19 protein-coding genes and 1 pseudogene are annotated in these 18,357 nt (G+C 59.7%); 8 read left to right on the forward strand and 12 right to left on the reverse strand.

Annotated elements, in window-relative coordinates; all coding sequences use genetic code 11:
• Positions 1 to 107: 107 nt before the first annotated feature.
• Entirely contained in the window at positions 108 to 545 is a 438-nt protein-coding gene (locus PG5_RS10350) for a multidrug/biocide efflux PACE transporter (protein ID WP_020797064.1), read from the reverse strand.
• 89 nt (positions 546 to 634) lie between these two features.
• On the opposite strand from PG5_RS10350, the gene PG5_RS10355 reads away from it, so the two are divergent.
• Positions 635 to 1,489, forward strand: coding sequence for a LysR family transcriptional regulator (locus PG5_RS10355; RefSeq protein ID WP_020797065.1), 855 nt, complete (start codon positions 635 to 637; stop codon positions 1,487 to 1,489).
• 112 nt (positions 1,490 to 1,601) lie between these two features.
• On the opposite strand, the gene PG5_RS10360 is transcribed toward PG5_RS10355, so the two are convergent.
• The 3 genes from PG5_RS10360 to PG5_RS10370 form a co-directional block, all read right to left on the reverse strand.
• Entirely contained in the window at positions 1,602 to 2,837 is a 1,236-nt protein-coding gene (locus PG5_RS10360) for an RNA polymerase sigma factor (protein WP_020797066.1), read from the reverse strand.
• 1 nt (position 2,838) lies between these two features.
• A complete protein-coding gene (locus PG5_RS10365) occupies positions 2,839 to 3,183 on the reverse strand; it encodes a YciI family protein (RefSeq protein WP_020797067.1) in 345 nt (114 codons plus the stop codon).
• 66 nt (positions 3,184 to 3,249) lie between these two features.
• A complete protein-coding gene (locus PG5_RS10370) occupies positions 3,250 to 3,675 on the reverse strand; it encodes a nuclear transport factor 2 family protein (RefSeq protein WP_020797068.1) in 426 nt (141 codons plus the stop codon).
• A 141-nt stretch (positions 3,676 to 3,816) separates the two neighbouring features.
• Here PG5_RS10370 and PG5_RS10375 point away from each other — a divergent pair, with 141 nt between their 5' ends.
• Positions 3,817 to 4,302: a GNAT family N-acetyltransferase gene (locus PG5_RS10375; protein WP_020797069.1), complete on the forward strand. Its 486-nt coding sequence runs from the start codon at positions 3,817 to 3,819 to the stop codon at positions 4,300 to 4,302.
• Positions 4,303 to 4,437: 135 nt separating this feature from the next.
• On the opposite strand, the gene PG5_RS10380 is transcribed toward PG5_RS10375, so the two are convergent.
• The 3 genes from PG5_RS10380 to PG5_RS10390 all read right to left on the reverse strand — a co-directional run bounded on the left by PG5_RS10380 (position 4,438) and on the right by PG5_RS10390 (position 6,235).
• On the reverse strand, positions 4,438 to 4,926 hold the full coding sequence (locus PG5_RS10380; RefSeq protein ID WP_020797070.1) for a GNAT family N-acetyltransferase: 489 nt from the start codon (positions 4,924 to 4,926) through the stop codon (positions 4,438 to 4,440).
• A 93-nt stretch (positions 4,927 to 5,019) separates the two neighbouring features.
• Entirely contained in the window at positions 5,020 to 5,505 is a 486-nt protein-coding gene (locus PG5_RS10385; RefSeq protein ID WP_020797071.1) for a GyrI-like domain-containing protein, read from the reverse strand.
• A gap of 67 nt (positions 5,506 to 5,572) precedes the next feature.
• Positions 5,573 to 6,235, reverse strand: a complete 663-nt coding sequence (locus tag PG5_RS10390) for a LysE family translocator (RefSeq protein ID WP_020797072.1) — start codon at positions 6,233 to 6,235, stop codon at positions 5,573 to 5,575.
• Between the two features lie 139 nt (positions 6,236 to 6,374).
• On the opposite strand from PG5_RS10390, the gene alaC reads away from it, so the two are divergent.
• Entirely contained in the window at positions 6,375 to 7,592 is a 1,218-nt protein-coding gene (gene alaC, locus PG5_RS10395) for an alanine transaminase (protein ID WP_020797073.1), read from the forward strand.
• Positions 7,593 to 7,707: 115 nt separating this feature from the next.
• On the opposite strand, the gene PG5_RS10400 is transcribed toward alaC, so the two are convergent.
• Positions 7,708 to 9,060 carry a GntP family permease gene (locus PG5_RS10400; protein WP_020797074.1) on the reverse strand — a complete coding sequence of 451 codons (1,353 nt, stop codon included), beginning with the start codon at positions 9,058 to 9,060 and terminating at the stop codon, positions 7,708 to 7,710.
• 83 nt (positions 9,061 to 9,143) lie between these two features.
• Positions 9,144 to 9,677, reverse strand: coding sequence for a gluconokinase (locus tag PG5_RS10405; protein ID WP_020797075.1), 534 nt, complete (start codon positions 9,675 to 9,677; stop codon positions 9,144 to 9,146).
• Between the two features lie 214 nt (positions 9,678 to 9,891).
• Between PG5_RS10405 and PG5_RS10410 the strand changes: the two genes are divergently transcribed.
• The 4 genes from PG5_RS10410 (at position 9,892) to PG5_RS10425 (ending at position 13,122) form a co-directional block, all read left to right on the forward strand.
• Positions 9,892 to 10,923, forward strand: coding sequence for a LacI family DNA-binding transcriptional regulator (locus PG5_RS10410; protein WP_020797076.1), 1,032 nt, complete (start codon positions 9,892 to 9,894; stop codon positions 10,921 to 10,923).
• Positions 10,924 to 11,094: 171 nt separating this feature from the next.
• Complete coding sequence (locus PG5_RS10415) at positions 11,095 to 11,586, forward strand: hypothetical protein (protein WP_020797077.1); 492 nt, start codon at positions 11,095 to 11,097, stop codon at positions 11,584 to 11,586.
• 165 nt (positions 11,587 to 11,751) lie between these two features.
• Positions 11,752 to 12,390, forward strand: coding sequence for a glutathione S-transferase family protein (locus tag PG5_RS10420; protein WP_020797078.1), 639 nt, complete (start codon positions 11,752 to 11,754; stop codon positions 12,388 to 12,390).
• Between the two features lie 171 nt (positions 12,391 to 12,561).
• Positions 12,562 to 13,122, forward strand: coding sequence for a hypothetical protein (locus PG5_RS10425; RefSeq protein WP_020797079.1), 561 nt, complete (start codon positions 12,562 to 12,564; stop codon positions 13,120 to 13,122).
• Positions 13,123 to 13,250: 128 nt separating this feature from the next.
• On the opposite strand, the gene PG5_RS35295 is transcribed toward PG5_RS10425, so the two are convergent.
• From PG5_RS35295 to PG5_RS10435, 3 genes and pseudogenes are all read right to left on the reverse strand, one after another.
• Positions 13,251 to 13,790 (reverse strand): methyl-accepting chemotaxis protein, encoded by a 540-nt coding sequence (locus PG5_RS35295; protein ID WP_225441926.1) that lies wholly within the window; start codon positions 13,788 to 13,790, stop codon positions 13,251 to 13,253.
• A 6-nt stretch (positions 13,791 to 13,796) separates the two neighbouring features.
• Positions 13,797 to 14,570: pseudogene (locus PG5_RS35300) on the reverse strand (PAS domain-containing protein); the annotation flags it as partial.
• A 434-nt stretch (positions 14,571 to 15,004) separates the two neighbouring features.
• A complete protein-coding gene (locus PG5_RS10435; protein WP_020797081.1) occupies positions 15,005 to 15,664 on the reverse strand; it encodes a peptidase inhibitor family I36 protein in 660 nt (219 codons plus the stop codon).
• Between the two features lie 230 nt (positions 15,665 to 15,894).
• On the opposite strand from PG5_RS10435, the gene PG5_RS10440 reads away from it, so the two are divergent.
• Entirely contained in the window at positions 15,895 to 18,345 is a 2,451-nt protein-coding gene (locus PG5_RS10440; RefSeq protein ID WP_020797082.1) for a penicillin acylase family protein, read from the forward strand.
• Positions 18,346 to 18,357 lie beyond the last annotated feature (12 nt).

Genomic DNA, 18,357 nt, shown 5'->3' on the forward strand with positions numbered 1-18,357 from the left:
CCTGTAGGAACGAGCGTGCTCGCGATGGTCGTCAATGATACCGCGGGGAGCCTGACACCCCACGGCGTTCTCGAGTCCATCGCGAGCGTGCTCGCTCCTACAAAAAGTCATGCGTTACAGGATTCGCGCATCAGCACCCGCTCGCGCACCACGTCATACACCCAGTGGTAAACGTAGGTGTACGGCAGGAAAAACAGCAGCACGCCGATATCCAGCAGGAACGCTTGCCACAGGCTGACATTCAGCCACCACGCAATCAACGGTACGCCAAGGGCGACCAGGCCGCCTTCGAACAACAGCGCGTGCACCACGCGGACCCAGGCGTTGTGCGCAATGGCGAAACGCTTGAGCACGCGGTCGAACAGGCCGTTGAAGACCACGTTCCAGGCCAGGGCCAATACGGCAATGACGACGGTGACGACGCCCATTTCCACCATGGGTTTGTCCATGATCCATGCCAGCAAAGGCGTACAAATCAGGATCGCCAGCAGTTCGAAACCAATGGCCTGGAAAATACGTTCGGTAATGGATTTATTGGCGCTCATGGCCTGACTCCTTGAGTGACGACGATTGCCATCATCCAACTTCAGACCGATACTTCATAACCAATAACCATCGATCAAGGCGATAGTTCATGGCGTCCCAGGAAGTGTTGCAGGCGTTCGTCCAGGCGGCGACCCAAGGCTCGTTTTCCGCGGCAGCGCGCAAGCTGGGCCGCAGTCAGTCGACCATCAGCGCCGCCGTCGCCAGCCTGGAAATCGATCTGAACCTGACGCTGTTCGACCGCAGCAGCCGCAAGCCCAGCCTGACCCCGGCCGGGCACGTGATGCTGCAACGGGCCGAAGAGATCCTGGCCGCCACCAGCCGCCTGGAAATGACCGCCAGCCAACTGTCCCAAGGCGTCGAGGCGAAGCTGACCGTGGCGCTCTCGGACACCTATCAATCCGACCGCTTCGAAGCCTCGCTCAGTGCGTTCGAACAGCGTTATCCGGACCTGGAGCTCGAATGCCTGATCGCCGAATGCGACGATCTGGTGGCCTTGGTGCAGAGTGGCCGGGCGCAGATAGCCTTTGCCGAAATGCAGGACAGTTATCCACCGGACCTGGTCAATTCGACGGTGGACGAACGCACGGAAATCGCCCTGTTCGTGTCACCCGAACATCCTCTGGCGACGCTGGAACACATCGACCAGGACGTACTGCAACAGCATCGCGAACTGCGCCTGGCGACCATCGTCAATCCGTATGAGAGCCGTGCAAAGGGGCGCGTCTGGTCGGCGCCGAGTTATTTGATGCTGCTGGAAATGGCCCAGGGTGGTTTTGGCTGGGCACCGCTGCCACGCTGGCTGGTGGCGCGCTTCGGCCCGGGAACCTTGCAAGAGCTGCAGGTGCGTGGCTGGCCAAAAACGGTGTCGGTGGATGCGCTGTGGTCACGCTTGCATCCGCCGGGGCCGGCTGGGAGTTGGTTGCTGGGCAAGATGCTGGAATAGGGGTGTCGCTACTGGCCTCTTCGCGGGCAAGCCCGCTCCCACAAGGGGTTTGTGGTGCACGTCATTCCCTGTGGGAGCGAGCCTGCTCGCGAAGAGGCCAGCAAAAATCACATCACTCCAACGACCGCAATCGAGCCTCAATAAACCGCCGCTCCGGTTCTTGCTGCGTCAATTCCAGCGCCCGCTCATAGGCGGCCCGCGCCTGCTCCACCCTGCCCAACTGTCGACAGAACTCCGCCCGCGCCGAATGCGCCAAGTGGTACTCGAGCAGCTCACCACGCGCCAGAATCCCCTCGACCAGCGTTAGCCCTGCCAACGGTCCATCGCGCCTGGAGATCGCCGCCGCCCGGTTCAATTCGATCACCGGAGACGGCCACGCTCGCAGCAACACCTCATACAGCCCGACGATCTGCGCCCAGTCGGTTTCCTCGATCGACGGCGCTTCGGCGTGCACCGCCGCAATCGCCGCTTGCAGGCAATACGGACCAAATCGTCTGGAGCCCAATGCCCGCTCCACCAGTGCACAGCCTTCGGCAATCATTTGCGCGTCCCACAGCGTGCGGTCCTGGTCGTCCAGCAAAATCAGGTCGCCGTCCGCGCAGGTCCTGGCGAGGCGCCGAGACTCGTGTAACAACATCAGGGCCAGCAAGCCCATGACCTCCGGTTCCGGCAGCAACTCCATCAACAAACGCCCCAGGCGGATCGCTTCACGGGTCAAGTCTTCGCGGGTCACTTGCGCGCCGACGGACGCCGAATAGCCTTCGTTGAACACCAGGTAAATCACCCGCAGCACGCTGTCGAGGCGCTCGGGCAGTTCCGCAAGGGATGGCACCTGATAGGGGATTTTCGCATCACGGATTTTCGCCTTGGCGCGCACGATGCGCTGGGCGATGGTGGCCGGCGCCGATAGAAAAGCCCGGGCGATTTCTTCCGTGGTCAGGTCGCAGACTTCGCGCAGGGTCAACGGCACCTGCGCGTCAGGCGCCAATGCCGGGTGGCAACAGGTGAAGATCAGGCGCAGGCGATCGTCTTCCACGTCTTCGTCACTCCAGTCGGCCTGCTCCAGTGCCTCCAGCTGCGCGACCAGCAGCGGTCGGGACGCGGCAAAACGTGCGCGCCGGCGCAGCACATCGATGGCCTTGAAGCGCCCGGTGGAGACCAGCCAGGCGCGCGGATTGTCCGGCACACCGTCCTGCTGCCAGCGTTCGACCGCTACGAAAAACGCCTCATGCAACGCCTCTTCGGCCAGGTCGAAATCGCCGAGCAGGCGAATCAGGGTCGCAAGAATGCGTCGCGACTCCTGGCGATAAACCTGCTCGACCCTGGCCTGTACCGACAGGGCCGGCATCTTAAGGATTCAACTGTCGGACGGGGCGCACTTCGACACTGCCAACCCTCGCCGCCGGGATGTTCCCGGCAATCTGGAGGGCTTCGTTGAGGTCCTTGGCATCGATCAGGTAAAAGCCGGCCAACTGCTCCTTGGTTTCGGCGAACGGGCCGTCGGTGATCGACATCTTGCCGTTGCGCATGCGCACCGTGGTGGCGGTCTGCACCGATTCCAGGGCCTCGGCGGCGATCATCCGGCCGCTGCCCTGGACAGCCTCGGCATAGGCCAGGCACTCCTCGTCCTTGGGGCTCTCGGGCAGCGAATGCAGCAAGTGCTCTTCGCTGTAGACCAGGCATAAATACTTCATCGCACTCTCCTGATTGAACGGATAACTATGGCTGCAGATCGGCAGTTTCGTGCGGTTTCCCGATGATCAGGGTTCCAGATTGAACAAGGTCGTGCCGCTCGTCATGTCGAACGGGGCCGACCAGTGTTCATGGACGATGCGCCATTGCCCGGCTTCGCGCCGATAGCAGGCGGTCACGCGCATCCAGCAGGCCTGGGTTTCGCCCTGCTCGTTAGTGCCGCCGCAATGGGCCAGCCAATGGGCGAAGGCGATGTGCTCATCGGCCACGATGTTCATGTGGTCGAAGTCGAATGTGTGCTGGCCCTGGCACATTTCCATGCACTCCAGCCAATGCGCGCGATAGGCGGCCTTGCCGCGAAATTGCAGGGCCTTGACGGCGTCGTAGGAGACGATGTCGTCGGCGTACAGGGCCATGATTTTCTCGACGTCCTTCGAGATGACCGCTTCACGGTAGGTGGCGATCAGGGTCTGGATTTCATAGGTATCGCTCATGGTGGTTCTCCGTGGTTTTTAGAGTGAAGACACCCTTAGTCGACTGGCGATCCGCCTGATCGACAGTCGAAATAAAAATAATCCATGAACGCAAACTCGCTAGAATCCAAGACTCATTTCTGTTGGAAAAAGGACACTCCAGTGACAGCCCGACTCGTGCCTTACGAAAGCCTGAATGCGCTGCAGCGCCAGCAAGTCGAGGCCATCGAAGTGCATCCGGAACAAACCAGGTTTTCAGGCGACATTCACGGTGCGTTGCACACCCTGTTGTCCAGGCCATGCCCCGGCGTCAAGGGATTTGCCCTGCTGGCCGATGCGGTGCCCGTGGCCTTCCTGCTGCTCAAACGCCCACCGGTATTGCCCGCCTGGGCCAACGAACACAGCGCCACACTGCACGCCTTGCAAGTCGATCAGCGCGCTCAAGGCAAAGGTTACGGCAAGGCTTGCCTGCAAGCGCTACCTGAGGTTGCGCGCCAGGCGTGGCCGGAAATCCGTGGGCTGGAGTTGTCGGTGGATGCGGACAATGAATCTGCGATTGCGTTGTATGCCAGGTATGGATTTGTCGACAGCGGCGAGGCGTACAAGGGCCGGATCGGCTATGAGCGGCGGATGGGCCTGGTGTTCTGACTGGCACACACGCCCCCCTGTAGGAGCGAGCATGCTCGCGATGGAGGTCAACGATGACGCGGGAAACCTGACGCCCCGCGGTGCCCTCTGGTTTTTCGCGAGCAGGCTCGCTCCTACAAGGATTCTGCGTCGGGATTAGAGGTTCAGCACCATCTCATGCCACGCCATGCCGCCATGGTCGGACGCCGATGGCTTGATGTAGGCAAAACCAAAGCCCGCATACAAAGGAATATGTCGTTCCTTGCACATCAGGTTGATGCTGACCTTGCCCATCGCACGCATACGTTCGATGAACTCGCCCATCAAGCGCTTCGCCAGGCCCTGCCCCTGATAGTCCGGGTGCACGACCACCGACATGATCACCACGTGCGGGCCCGCCGGGTCGTGGCCGATCAGTTCCTTGAACGCTTCGTCGGACATTTCCACCTGGAACGCCGCTCCGGAATTGATGAAACCGGCTACAACGCCGTCCACTTCGGCGACGATGAAACCCTCGGGCCAGGTGGCGATGCGGGTGGCGATTTTCTCTCGGGTGGCGGCTTCGTCGCCTTCGTAGGCAACGGTTTCAATGGCGAAGCAACGGTCCAGATCAGCGGGCGTGACGTGACGGATGACGGTGTTCATGGCGAGTCGCAAATCAGTTGGAAAGGACGTGGATCATAAAGCAGCGTCATCGAGAGACGAATCGTTTTTGATCCGCCTCCCGACGCCAGGGTGTCATGCCTTGATCGGCAACCAGATTTCCAGCTTGCCGGTATTGAGCTTCGGGTTGAAGTCTTCGCTGTAGCGTTCGAATTCCGGTGCGTCCAACAGCTCGCGACCGGACTGTGGCAACCACGTGCCATGGATGTGCTGGAAGGTCTGCGGCAACGACTGCAGCGCCCCCTTGTGTTCGAAAACCACATACAGCTGAGGCTGGACCTCGACCCAGAGGTAAGTGTCCGGCAAGTCGTCGAGCTTGCTGATCTCGACGCCAGCGATGTAATCAAAGCCGCCCTTGCCATCGAAATTGCAGCAGACGCCGTAGGTCACTTCGCCCTTTTGCCCTGGAACATTGCCAATATGAGGAATGAATTTTTCCCAGAGTTCAGGAATGTCTTTTACGGTTTTCTGGGTGAAGTGTCCGCCAAGCCCTGCGATCAGCAGGAAGTGTCCATGTTCGAAGCGGGGTTCCGTCACTTCGACGCTTGTTTGTTCATCCATGACTCGACTCCTGGAAGGTAAAAGTGGGTTCGGCTGGGAGTATAGAAGCCAAACCCGATTCGCCCAGTTACAGCGCGTGCAAGGGCTTGACGGCACCTGCGCCGACAAACTCGTTGTAACCCGATAGAATCACGTACACCGCGAAATAGCAGAAGATCGCCGCCGATGCCAGGTAGGAGTAACGCAGCAGCTTGTCGCCAAGCAACTTGCCGCCGTGGCTCGCTGCGAAACATAGGCCGGCGGACCACAACAAGCCAGCGCAGAGAAACCCGCCAAGAAAGAGCGCGGAGCTGAGCGGACCGCCGCCACCGGAACGGGCGATCAACGTGCCACCCACCGCGGCGAACCAGAGAATGGCGCTCGGCGACGACATGGCGAGAAAAATCCCACGGAAAAATTCCTTGCGATGGGAGTTGTGGCCCACCTCGGCGGTTTCGGCCAACAGCGCTTCATGGTGGATCGCCGAGTAAATCATCTTCGCCGCGAAATAGACCAATAGCGCCGAACCGCCGATCCACAGCACCCAGCGCACGGTTTCGTATTGCAGCAAAACCGTCATGCCGGCCAGTGCCAGCACGGCGTAGATCAGGTCACCGACGCAGGTGCCCAAGCCGAGGGCGAAGCCTTGAAAATAGCCGCGCTGCATCGCCAACGTGATCATCGCGATATTGGCCACGCCGATGTCCAGGCACAGCGACAGGCTCAACAGGAAGCCACTGGTAAATTCCATCAAACCCTTTCCTTCGGAAAAATTTGTTTACATTGAGGCTGGACAGCCTGCCATAGCTGATCGTACATTCCGCCACAGGTCACCGCAGTGACCTGCGTCGCTCGGACGGTTCCGGGCGCTTACGTTATCCGAGGCAACAATGGCCGAACAAGGTTCGCCGCGCCGCTTTGCGCGCATCGATCGACTCCCCCCTTACGTTTTCAACATCACTGCCGAGCTGAAGATGGCCGCCCGTCGTCGTGGCGAAGACATCATCGACTTGAGCATGGGCAACCCCGACGGCGCCACCCCGCCACACATCGTCGAAAAACTGGTCACTGTCGCCCAGCGCGCAGACACCCATGGCTACTCCACGTCCAAGGGCATTCCGCGCCTGCGCCGAGCCATTTCCAATTGGTACAAGGAGCGCTACGAGGTCGACATCGACCCGGAAAGCGAGGCCATTGTCACCATCGGTTCCAAGGAAGGCCTGGCACACTTGATGTTGGCCACCCTCGACCAGGGCGACACCGTGCTGGTACCCAACCCGAGCTACCCGATCCACATCTACGGTGCCGTTATTGCCGGCGCCCAGGTGCGTTCAGTGCCGCTGGTGCCGGGCGTGGATTTCTTCGCTGAACTGGAACGAGCCATTCGCGGTTCGATCCCGAAACCGAAGATGATGATCCTTGGTTTCCCGTCCAACCCCACCGCCCAGTGCGTGGAGCTGGATTTTTTCGAACGGGTGATCGCTCTCGCCAAGCAGTACGACGTGCTGGTGGTGCATGACCTGGCCTACGCCGACATCGTCTACGACGGCTGGAAAGCCCCGTCGATCATGCAGGTGCCCGGCGCAAAGGACATCGCCGTCGAATTCTTCACCCTGTCCAAGAGCTACAACATGGCGGGCTGGCGTATCGGTTTCATGGTCGGCAACCCGGAACTGGTCAACGCCCTGGCGCGGATCAAGAGCTACCACGACTACGGCACCTTCACCCCGCTGCAAGTGGCGGCCATTGCGGCGCTTGAAGGCGATCAGCAATGTGTGCGCGATATCGCCGAACAGTATCGGCAGCGCCGTAACGTGCTGGTCAAAGGCTTGCATGAATTGGGCTGGATGGTGGAAAACCCGAAAGCGTCGATGTACGTCTGGGCCAAGATTCCCGACGCGTACGCGCACCTGGGCTCGCTGGAGTTCGCCAAGAAACTGCTGGCCGAGGCCAAGGTCTGCGTCTCGCCGGGTGTGGGCTTTGGTGAGTATGGTGACGATCACGTGCGCTTCGCGCTGATCGAAAACCAGGACCGGATTCGTCAGGCCGTACGCGGGATTCGCGGGATGTTCCGGGCGGATGGGCTAGGCACCAAAACCAACGCCTGACACAAAACCCTGTGGGAGCGAGCAAGCCCGCTCCCACACTGGATCTCGTTCTTCCTGAGATCATCACCCACAAAAAAACCGCATCGCTGCGGTTTTTTTTTGTCTGGCGAAACGCTTAGACGAACAACGACAACAACAGGATAAAGCCCAACCCCACCACCGACAGGATGGTTTCCATCGCTGTCCAGGTCTTGAACGTCTCTGCCACGGTCATGTTGAAGTACTGCTTCACCAACCAGAAACCGGCGTCGTTCACGTGAGACAGGATCAAGGAACCGGCACCGGTGGCCAGGACCAGCAGCTCACGGTTCACACCCGGAATCATCCCCACCACCGGCACCACGATGCCCGCGCCAGTAATGGTTGCAACGGTCGCCGAACCGGTGGCAATACGAATCACCGCCGCCACCAGCCACGCCAGCAGGATCGGCGAAATCTGCGCGGCCACCGCCATGTGGCCGATCACGTCACCCACGCCGCTGGTCACCAGCATCTGCTTGAAGCCACCACCGGCACCGATGATCAGGATGATCGCGGCAGTCGGTGCGAGGCTCGCGTCCAGCCATTTGAGCATCTGTTGCGAACCGATGCCCTGCTTGTAGCCGAAGGTGTACAGCGACAGAAGCAACGCCAACAGCAGCGCGGAGATCGGGTGACCGATCAGGTCCATGAAAGTGCGGAAGAAGTTGCCGTCCGGCAGCACCACATCGGCAAAGGTTTTCAGCAGCATCAGGAACACTGGCGACAACACGGTGACCAGGGTGATGCCGAAGCTCGGCAGATCGCCTGCATCCGACTCACGCGCCAGTTGGTCCACCAGTTCCTGATTCGGATGACCGGGAATGTGCTTGGCGATGAACGTACCGAAGATCGGGCCGGCAATGATCGCCGTCGGCAGCGCAACGATCAGGCCGTACAGAATGGTTTTACCGATGTCGGCACCGAACACACCGATGGCCAGCAACGGACCCGGGTGCGGCGGCACCAGGCCATGCACCGCGGACAGACCAGCCAGCAGCGGGATACCGATCTTGATGATCGACACGCCAGTGCGGCGGGCAACGATGAACACCAGCGGGATCAACAGTACGAAGCCGATTTCGAAGAACAGCGGGATGCCCACCAGGAAGGCAGCGAACATCATTGCCCACTGCACCTTGTCCTTGCCGAAGGCGCGGATCAGGGTCTGGGCGATCTGGTCCGCCCCGCCCGACTCGGCCATCATTTTTCCGAGCATGGTCCCCAGCGCCAGGATGATCCCGACGAAACCGAGCACGCCACCAAAGCCGTCCTGGAACGCCTTGATGATGGTGCCGATCGGCATGCCTGAGGTCAGCCCGAGGAAAGCGGCGGCGATGATCAGGGCAATGAAAGGGTGGAACTTGAACTTGGTGATCAGGACGATAAGCCCGATAACCGTGACCACTGCGTCAAGCAGCAGAAACGTCTCGTGGGACATGCCAAACATTAGGGGTGTCTCCTGGTTGTTGTTGTTATTAAAGCGGGTAATTCGAAAGCCATAAGGACAGCGCTATCTCTACAAGCAAAAAATTAACTGGCGCGCTTCAAGCCATGCTCGAGCCACCAGAGGTGTGCCTGGACAGCCAGTTCGTCAACGCTGTGGATCGAGGCATTGAGCGCCAATGTCAGTGGCTCGCCCTTGGGAGACTCGAGGGTGGCGAACTGACTTTCGATCAAGGTTGCCGGCATGAAATGGCCTGGCCGATGGGAGACGCGTTCGGCGGCGACTTCCGGGGTCAGCTCCAGGAACACAAAACCCAGGCCTGGCAAGGCACTGCGCAGGCGTTCGCGGTAGATGTGCTTGAGCGCCGAGCAGGTCAACACCGGGCGCTGACCCAGGGCATCGATGCGGCGCAACTCATCGCACAGGCTGTCGAGCCAGCCGGCACGGTCTTCATCGTTCAGGGGAATTCCCGCGCTCATCTTTTCGATATTGGCGGCAGGATGGAAAGAGTCGCCTTCAATGGCAGTGGCGCCGCTCAGTTGGCACAGGGCTTCGCTGACGCACGTCTTGCCGCAACCGGCAACGCCCATGATGACCAGGGCGGTGATGGGATGATTCATGTAACACCTCAGCGCGCAGACAGCGCTACCTTTGCAAGCTATGACACTGGATCAAAAGTAGAAGTTGCCGACGCCTTCTTGTCATTTTTGTGGGTTGCAGCATGTTTGTCCCAATGCCAAAAAGCGAGGATCAGGCGAACCCCCACTTACGCATTTGCAGCTGCATCGAGACAGCGCTACCTTAGTGCCTTGAATTTTGTTTGGCAAGCCGTCGATGACTTCAACTAAAAACGATAAAAATACCCGCACCACTGGCCGCCCAACCCTGAACGAAGTGGCACGCCTGGCCGGTGTCAGTCCGATTACCGCTTCGCGCGCCTTGCGCGGGGTCAGTACGGTGGCCACCGAACTGGTGGAAAAAGTCCAGAAAGCCGCGCTGGAACTCAACTACGTGGTCAACCCCGCGGCCCGTGCCTTGGCTTCGGCGCAGAGCCATTCGGTGGTGGTATTGGTGCCGTCCTTGTCCAACCTGCTGTTCATCGACACCCTGGAAGCCATTCATCAGGTGTTGCGCCCCAAGGGCTTCGAGGTGCTGATCGGCAACTTCCATTACTCGCGCGACGAAGAAGAAAACCTGCTGCGCAACTATATGGCCTATCAACCCCGAGGCTTGCTGCTGACCGGCTTCGACCGCACCGAAAGTTCGCGACGGATGATCGAAGCCAGCAACATCCCGTGCGTGTACATGATGGAGCTCGACAGTGCTGCCGGGCTCAATTGCGTCGGCTTCTCGCAACTGGCTGCCGGCGAAACGGCGGCCGAGCATTTACTCTCGCGTGGGCGCAAGCGCCTGGCCTACATCGGTGCGCAGCTGGACCAACGCACTCTGTTGCGCGGTGAAGGTTTTCGCAAAGCCCTGAAAAAGGCCGGCCTGTATGACCCCGACCTGGAAGTGCTGACCCCGCGCGCCTCGTCCGTCGGCTTGGGCGGCGAGCTGTTTCTGCAACTGCTGGCCAGTCACCCGGACGTCGATGCGATTTTCTTCGGCAACGACGACCTGGCCCAGGGCGCCCTGCTTGAGGCCATGCGCTGCGGGATCAAGATTCCCGAACAGGTGGCGATTCTTGGCTTCAACGATTTGCCGATGTCGGAACACATGGTCCCGCGCCTGAGCAGCATCAACACACCGCGCGAAGCCATCGGCCGTCGTGCGGCGGAGCAGATGCTCACATTGATGGCCGGTAACACCGTGGCCAAACCGGTGCAGGACATGGGGTTTGAGTTGAAGGTGCGCGAGAGTACGTGAGACCGGTGCTTCCCCGCTGTGAAACGATAGCGCCGCGAAACCGGATGCCTCCTGGTGACCACGCCTACGAGGCAGTCCGGCCCCGCAGCGGTATTTCGAAACACATTTTGTCCTGCGCTTCACGGATGGCGGATACAGAATCCGCAAATTCCGTTCCCGGCTGACATTCCTATGCGCAAGACGATCTTCATGACCTCCCTGCTGATGCTCTCGCTCGGACAGGTATCTGAGGCGCAAGTGTCGCAGCCGAGTGATTGGACTCACCTCCTGACAGATCCACGCTTCATTCCAGCGATAAAAAACTGTCTGGCCGCTCACCCGAAGGGCAAGGGCCCTGCCGTCGTAATGGATGTCTGGCATTCGAGCATGGAAGATGCAGGCGTCATGACCACTGACCTCACAGGACGTAGAAATGAATGCTACGCCAGCAAGGACACAGGCTTGGTAAGCCGGTCCAAGACCGTGTTCGATCTGCCTGGTCCGCTGTTCGTTTCAGTGGATCAAGCCAAGGTTGCGCCCCAAGGCGAGTGCATCGTATCCACCCCGGTGTTCATCGACCAACAGCTTCAGGGCTGGGTCCTGCGCCAACCCATCCTCAACCAACAGATTCCCAGCGCCTGCTCTTGGCCTATCTGGACCGGTCTATTCCAAGGCGAGAAATAAGGAGCGAAAGTCACCCGATCCAACACGCCGTACCGTCAAGCGGTGCGACGCCCATGCCTTGGGATTTCAACTAGTCTTGAATGTGTTTCTCATCCCGCTGAGTGCTCGCTGTGGCTGAAAAACTGTTAATTTCCTGAAGCGCACATACGCTAACGGAGTAGCACAATGGAACACACACTGAAGATTCTGGGAAAAGCCTCGTCGATCAACGTCAGGAAGGTCCTGTGGACCTGTGAGGAGTTGGGCCTTTCCTACGAACGCGAGGATTGGGGCAGCGGTTTCGCCTCGACCCACAGCCCTGAGTTTCTCCGGTACAACCCCAACGCACAGGTACCGGTGATCATCGATGAGGCCGGTGTGCTGTGGGAGTCCAACACCATATGCCGCTACCTCTGCGCCAGGCACCAGCATCACCACACGGAGCTGCTACCCGGCGAACCGGCCGCCCGCGCCCGGGTGGAACAGTGGATGGATTGGCAAGCCACCGATCTCAACTCGTCGTGGAGTTATGCGTTCATGGCGCTGGTGCGCAAGGATCCGGAATACCAGGATGCTCATCGCATCGACATCAGTGTGCGCGGCTGGAACCAGAAAATGGCCATCCTCGAACATCAGCTCGCAACCACCAAGGCGTATGTCGCCGGGGCAAAATTCACCGTGGCCGACATTGTCATCGGCCTCTCGGTCAACCGTTGGCTCATGACGCCCATCGAGCGTCCCGACTATTCGGCCGTCGACGAGTATTTCAAACGCCTGGCGCAACACCCGGGTTTTCTCAAACACTGCTGTAACGGCTTGCCTTGAGCCACTTCCGATAGCGGTCGACCGCTGCCGCCCGGCGGCAAGGCCTGACCGCAAACCCACCTTGCCTACCGGGTTAAATAATTCTAACAATCTGATTTAATTGATATTTTATCTACGGGCATACTATTTGCTGAAGCACTGTACCGCCAATACCTACAAGGTCTGCTTATCATGTTGGTCAGTGCAAAATCAAACCTGGTAACCCCCCTTCCCAAGCGCCCCGGTGAGGATCCGACAGCTGAAGCCGCCGCCGGCCTGCAAAGCGTCATGACGCAGGCCTTGCAGAACAACCTGCAGGCGCAAACCACGCAAACCAGCACCCAGGTCGAGGAATCCGCCACGCAACTGTCCACGCAACAGGTGAATGAGGCCACTCGCATCAGCGATAACGTCGACGAAGCGTTCGCCAAGACCCGCGTTGGCCTGCAGGCAACCTCCGCGCCGCTGCCCGACGACGTCAAGGACAGGATCGGCGATGGTTCAGCGACAGCCGAATTCAAGGACTACATGAGCAAGACCCCGGAACAGCGCATGCGCGATGCGATCCTGCAAGAGATGGGCTTGACCCAGGAGGAGATCGATCAGATGCCACCGGAGAAACAACAAGCCATCGGCGAAGAAATAGCCCAGCGCGTGCGGGAGAAGGCGCAGATGGCTGCAGCCGAGAAAGACCAGCGCAGGGGTGAACACACCAGTATCGAGGGTGTGGACAAGCTCATCGCCTCGCTGTAACGACGCGGTGATGGTTGTTGTAGGAGCGAGCATGCTCGCGATGAACCCGAGAACGACGCGGGGCGCCAGGCTCCCCGCGTAATCGTTGACGAGCAGAGCTCGCTCCTACAGGGAAATCAAGGGGGTGATCAGTTCAACTGCAAGGTCGAGTTGAACTGGCTGATCGCGTCCACCACATGTCGCGATCCCTGCTGGATTTCCAGGATCACCTCCCCCGCCTCGTTCGCCAGCTCCACGCCCAGCCCGGTTCGACTCAGGCTCGACTGCATGCTCGACACCGCACTCAATGACAGGTCGTGGTTCTTGCGCACCACATCGACAATTTCCAGGGTGGCCTGGCTGGTGCGTGCGGCAAGGCTGCGCACTTCATCGGCCACCACGGCAAACCCTCGCCCATGCTCGCCGGCACGGGCCGCTTCGATGGCGGCGTTGAGCGCCAGCAAGTTGGTCTGATCGGCAATCCCGCGGATGGTCTGGACGATGGTGCCGATGATGTCGGACTGTTGGCTCACCGCATCGATGCTCAGCGCCGCCTGGTTCAAGTCCCTGGAGATGTCCTGGATGATCTGCACCGTTTGCTGCACCACCTCGGAGCCCTTGCGCGCGCAGGCGTCGTTTTGCACCGAGGTACTGTGGGCCGAATCCGCGGCGGTTTGCAGGGTCGTCATTTGTTGGGTGATGTCGCTGGCGAACTTGACCACTTTGTACAGGCGGCCCTTGGCGTCGAATAACGGATTATAGGAAGCTTCCAGGTATATCGTCTGGCCCTGCTTGTTCTTGCGCTCGAAACGATGCGAGTGATATTCGCCTCGGTTCAGCGAGGCCCAGAAATTCCTGTAGCCCTGGGATTCCGCTTCGGCACGATGACAGAACATGCTGTGATGCTGACCGACGATTTCATGGAGCGAGTACTGCGTGGTTTTCAGGAAGTTTTCGTTTGCGCTGATCACTCGGCCTTCCGGGGTGAATTCGATCACTGCCATGGAGCGACCAATGGCGGCGAGCCGGCTTTCGTTTTCGTGTTCCTTGATGACCCTGGCAGAAATATCGGTGGCCACCTTGATCACGCTGCGCACCTGCCGATCAGGTCCCAATACCGGCATGTAGCTGGCTTCGAGCCAGATCTCCTTGCCACTTTTGTCCAAGCGCAGAAAGGTTCCGCTGATCGGTTCGCCCCGAGCCAGATCACGCCACAATTTGGCGTACTCCTCGCTGCGGTAAAACGCCTCTTCACAGAACATCCGGTGATGTTTGCCGCGCACTTCGTCGGCGCTGTAACCCATGACCTTGCAAAAATTCTCGTTGGCATCGAGGACAATGCCATCGGGACTGAATTCAATCATCGCCATCGACCGGCTGACGGCAGCCAGCTTGGCGTTGGCCTCAGTCAGCGCGCAGCTGAAACGTTCGATTTCCAGCAGGTCAGCCTTGTGATGCAGGTTAAACATGGTCGTACCACCTATGCGCGTTTATGAAAGTTGCTGGTCTTTCAAATCCACCACTACGTTCAATAGAACAGGTACACGCATCCCTCCAAAAAGGAGGAATGAACAGGTGATAGGTGATGTTCGATCGAAGGAAGTCCTTATCGCGACACTCCCATCAAGACATCCTTCTCTTGATAGCCCGGCGTCGGGCCAGCCCTAACGTGCTCATAAGCGAACTCCATTTCCAGACAGCTTCCTGCAAGTGTGTCGGTGCCTTGAATTGCGCACTCTGGCAGCTTGGCTCGATGATCCAATGCCGGCGATAACGGTCGGCATGGTTAGTTAGACGTCAGCATAGACATCGGTCTTCGGCTTGCAAGGCCACTAGTCGGCCAGTATCGAGGACAAAATCGGTTCAGCGCGCCCAAGGGCTGCTCCGGTGGGAAGCTCGACCTCTAATGGGCAAATAACATGAACATGGGCGCAAACGCGATGCTCATGATCCTATTGTTATTCTCGGTCAGTCGGCTCTGGGCATTGATCTCCGTCCAGGTGCCGACGACGCGGGCATCTTCGGGAACGCTGAACGGACAACAGCCCTTACCCAGGATCACCTCCCGGATATTGCTCATCACCATGTTGCCCTTCGCGCCCGGCCCATCCACTCCGAAGATCTTTACTGTGCCGGTCTTGTTGTTGTGCTGCCAGGAGAAGACCTGGGCGCTCATGTCATAGTCGGACAGATTGACGGGCCCGTTTTTCGCCGTACTGAGCAATGACAGTTTCCTGCCGGCAAAATCCGACGCGGTCCAGAAACAGACGTAACCGTAATCACAGTTGCGATCGGATTGACCTGCGTCGCCGGGTACCGGGAACGTCACCACAGCGGCACCATTGTCATATACCACTTGAGTGGTACTGATTTGCTTGCCTCCCGATTTTCGACTGAGCTGGCGCTCGATTTGTCGTTGCACCATGACTTTTTGCTCAGTCGTCATGCCGGGCTCGAACAACGCATAGGGGCTGCGCTCGACTGTCGCCTGTTTCGCCGAAAAAAACAGTGCGCCAACACCGAGGCAGAGTGCCACGAACGCAACCAGCCATTTGCTGTTCATGTAGAGACTCCATTTGCCAGGAACGCTGAACACAGTCAGCGTGAGCAGGAAAACAGCGTCTGCCCGGCACAATGGATTGTCTACTGTCAGAAATAACAGGCTCGACCGATGGCACCGCCCGGTCGATTGTTGAAATAACCCCGCATCCCGCTTGCGCGCCCCCCTCCTGCTCACTAACGTAGCGCCTTTATTGCGCGCCGCGCCGCCTTTACCCCCGCAGGAGCTTTGCCATGGCCTCGCCAGCCCTTTCACATTTTCTACCCCGGTTCGGCGTTGCCGCAGCAGTGGCGGGTGTCTTGAGCCTGACCGGTTGTCAGAGCTTCAATGCCCAGGACACCCTCCCGCCCACCTCCGGCGTACAGCCGCTCAAAGGCCTGGCGCAGAACGTTTCGGTTCGGCGCAATACGATGGGCATGCCGTTGATCGAAAGCAGCACTTTCCACGACGCACTGTTCTCCCTCGGCTATGTGCACGCCAGTGACCGCATCACCCAGATGGTCACCCTGCGTTTGCTCGCCCAGGGTCGATTGGCCGAGATGCAGGGAGCGGACCTGTTGGACGCCGACCGCTATATGCGCGCGGTCAACCTGAAGAAGAGCGCTGGCGAGCTGTATAAGGCCTCCTCACCGCGACTCAAGCGCTTCTTCGAAGTCTATGCCCGCGGGGTCAACGCCTATCTGTTCCGCTACCGCGACAAGCTGCCTGCCGACCTCGCCGCCACCGGGTACAAGCCCGAGTACTGGAAGCCGGAAGACTCGGCGCTGATTTTCTGCCTGCTCAACTTCAGTCAGTCAGCCAACCTGCCCGAGGAAATTGCCTCGCTGGTGCTGGCCCAGAGCGTCACTACCGACAAACTGCCGTGGCTGACCCCTTCGGCCCCGGATGAAAAACTGCCACTGGCCGAAAGTGAAAAGCTGCAAGGCATCAAGCTCAGCGGGCAGGTACCGGGGCTGGCCGAGATCAGCAAGGCCACCGGCCAGCTGTCCGAGCTTAATCTACTGGGCGCCACCTCATCGAACAACTGGGCCATTGCCCCGCAGCGCAGCCGCAGCGGTAAAAGCCTGTTGGCCAGCGACAGCCACGGGCCGATGGGGGTACCGGCGCTGTTTAGCTACGTGCAGATCCGCACATCGAAGTACCAGGCTTCCGGTGTGACCCTCGCCGGGTTGCCGATGATCCTGGGTGGTTTCAATGGCAAAGTGGCCTGGAGCATGACCAGCGTCATGGGCGACAACCAGGACCTGTTCCTGGAAAAAATCAAACGCCAGGGTAATGGGCTGTCCTACGAAACCGCTGGCAAGTGGCAGCCGGCGATCGTGCGCAATGAAACCTACTTCGTCAAAGGCCAGCGGCCGATTCGCGAAGCGATATTCGAAACCCGCCACGGTCCCCTGCTCAACAGTGCCCAGGGCCTGGCGCAGGGCAGCGGTTTCGGCCTGGCCTTGCAAACGCCGAACTTTACCGACGACAAGAGCCTGGACGCCTTCTTTGACCTGTCCCGGGCGCAGAATGTCGAGAAAGCCTCGGACGCCAGCCGCGAGATTCGCGCCATTACCTTGAACCTGATGTTCGCCGATGCCAGCCACATTGGCTGGCAAGTCACCGGCCGCTATCCAAACCGCCGCGAAGGCGAAGGCCTGTTGCCCTCGCCTGGTTGGGAGGGACGTTACGATTGGGACGGTTACGCCGACCCGATGCTGCACCCCTACGATCAGGACCCGGCCCAAGGCTGGCTCGGCACCGCCAACCAGCGGGTCATTCCCCATGGCTATGGCATGCAGCTATCCAACTCCTGGTCGGCACCGGAACGTGGCGAGCGCCTGGCCGAACTGGCCGGCGTGGGCAAGCACGACACCCGTAGCCTGATCGCCATGCAGTACGACCAGACCACCACCTTCGCCGCCAAACTGAAGAAAATGTTCGAAGCACCGGGGATGTCGCAGCCGCTCAAGCAGGCCATCGAGGCCTTGCCCGTGGCGGATCGCGGCAAGGCACGCGAGGCCCTGACCCGCTTGATGGCATTTGACGGCAAACTCAGCCCGACCTCCGCCGATGCGGCCATCTACCAGCTGTTCCTGCAGGAAAGCACCCGGCAGATTTTCCTCGATGAATTGGGGCCACAAGGCAGCCCGGCGTGGCAAGCTTTCATCGCCAATGGCAGCTTGTCTTACGCGGCGCAGGCCGATCACTTGCTGGGGCGCGAAGACAGTCCATTCTGGGATGATGTGCACACCGCGCAGAAAGAAGACAAACCGGCGATCCTCGCCCGCAGCCTGGCGGCGGCGATCACCGCTGGCGACAGTCAGTTGGGTGGCGATCATAAAGCCTGGCAGTGGGGCAAACTTCACCGCTATGAGTGGAAGAACGCCAGCGGCCAGACCGTGCGAGGTCCGCAGCCAGCCGGCGGCGACCACACCACCCTCAACACGGCCGCCTATTCCGTGGGCCAAGACTTCAACACCACACGGGTGCCGGCCATGCGCCTGATCGTCGACTTCGGCCAACCCGAACCGCTGATGGGCCAGATCGCCACCGGCCAGTCCGGCAACCCGGCCAGCCCGAACTACCTCAACGGTATCGAGCCATGGCTGAAGGGGCAGTATCAGAGCTTGCCAATGCAGCCGGAGAATTTCGACCGGGTGTATGGAACCAAGCGCCTGACCCTGACACCTGGAAAATAACAATCGATACTG

The sequence above is a fragment of the Pseudomonas sp. G5(2012) genome (assembly GCF_000408945.1).
GTDB classification, from domain to species: Bacteria; Pseudomonadota; Gammaproteobacteria; order Pseudomonadales; family Pseudomonadaceae; genus Aquipseudomonas; species Aquipseudomonas umsongensis.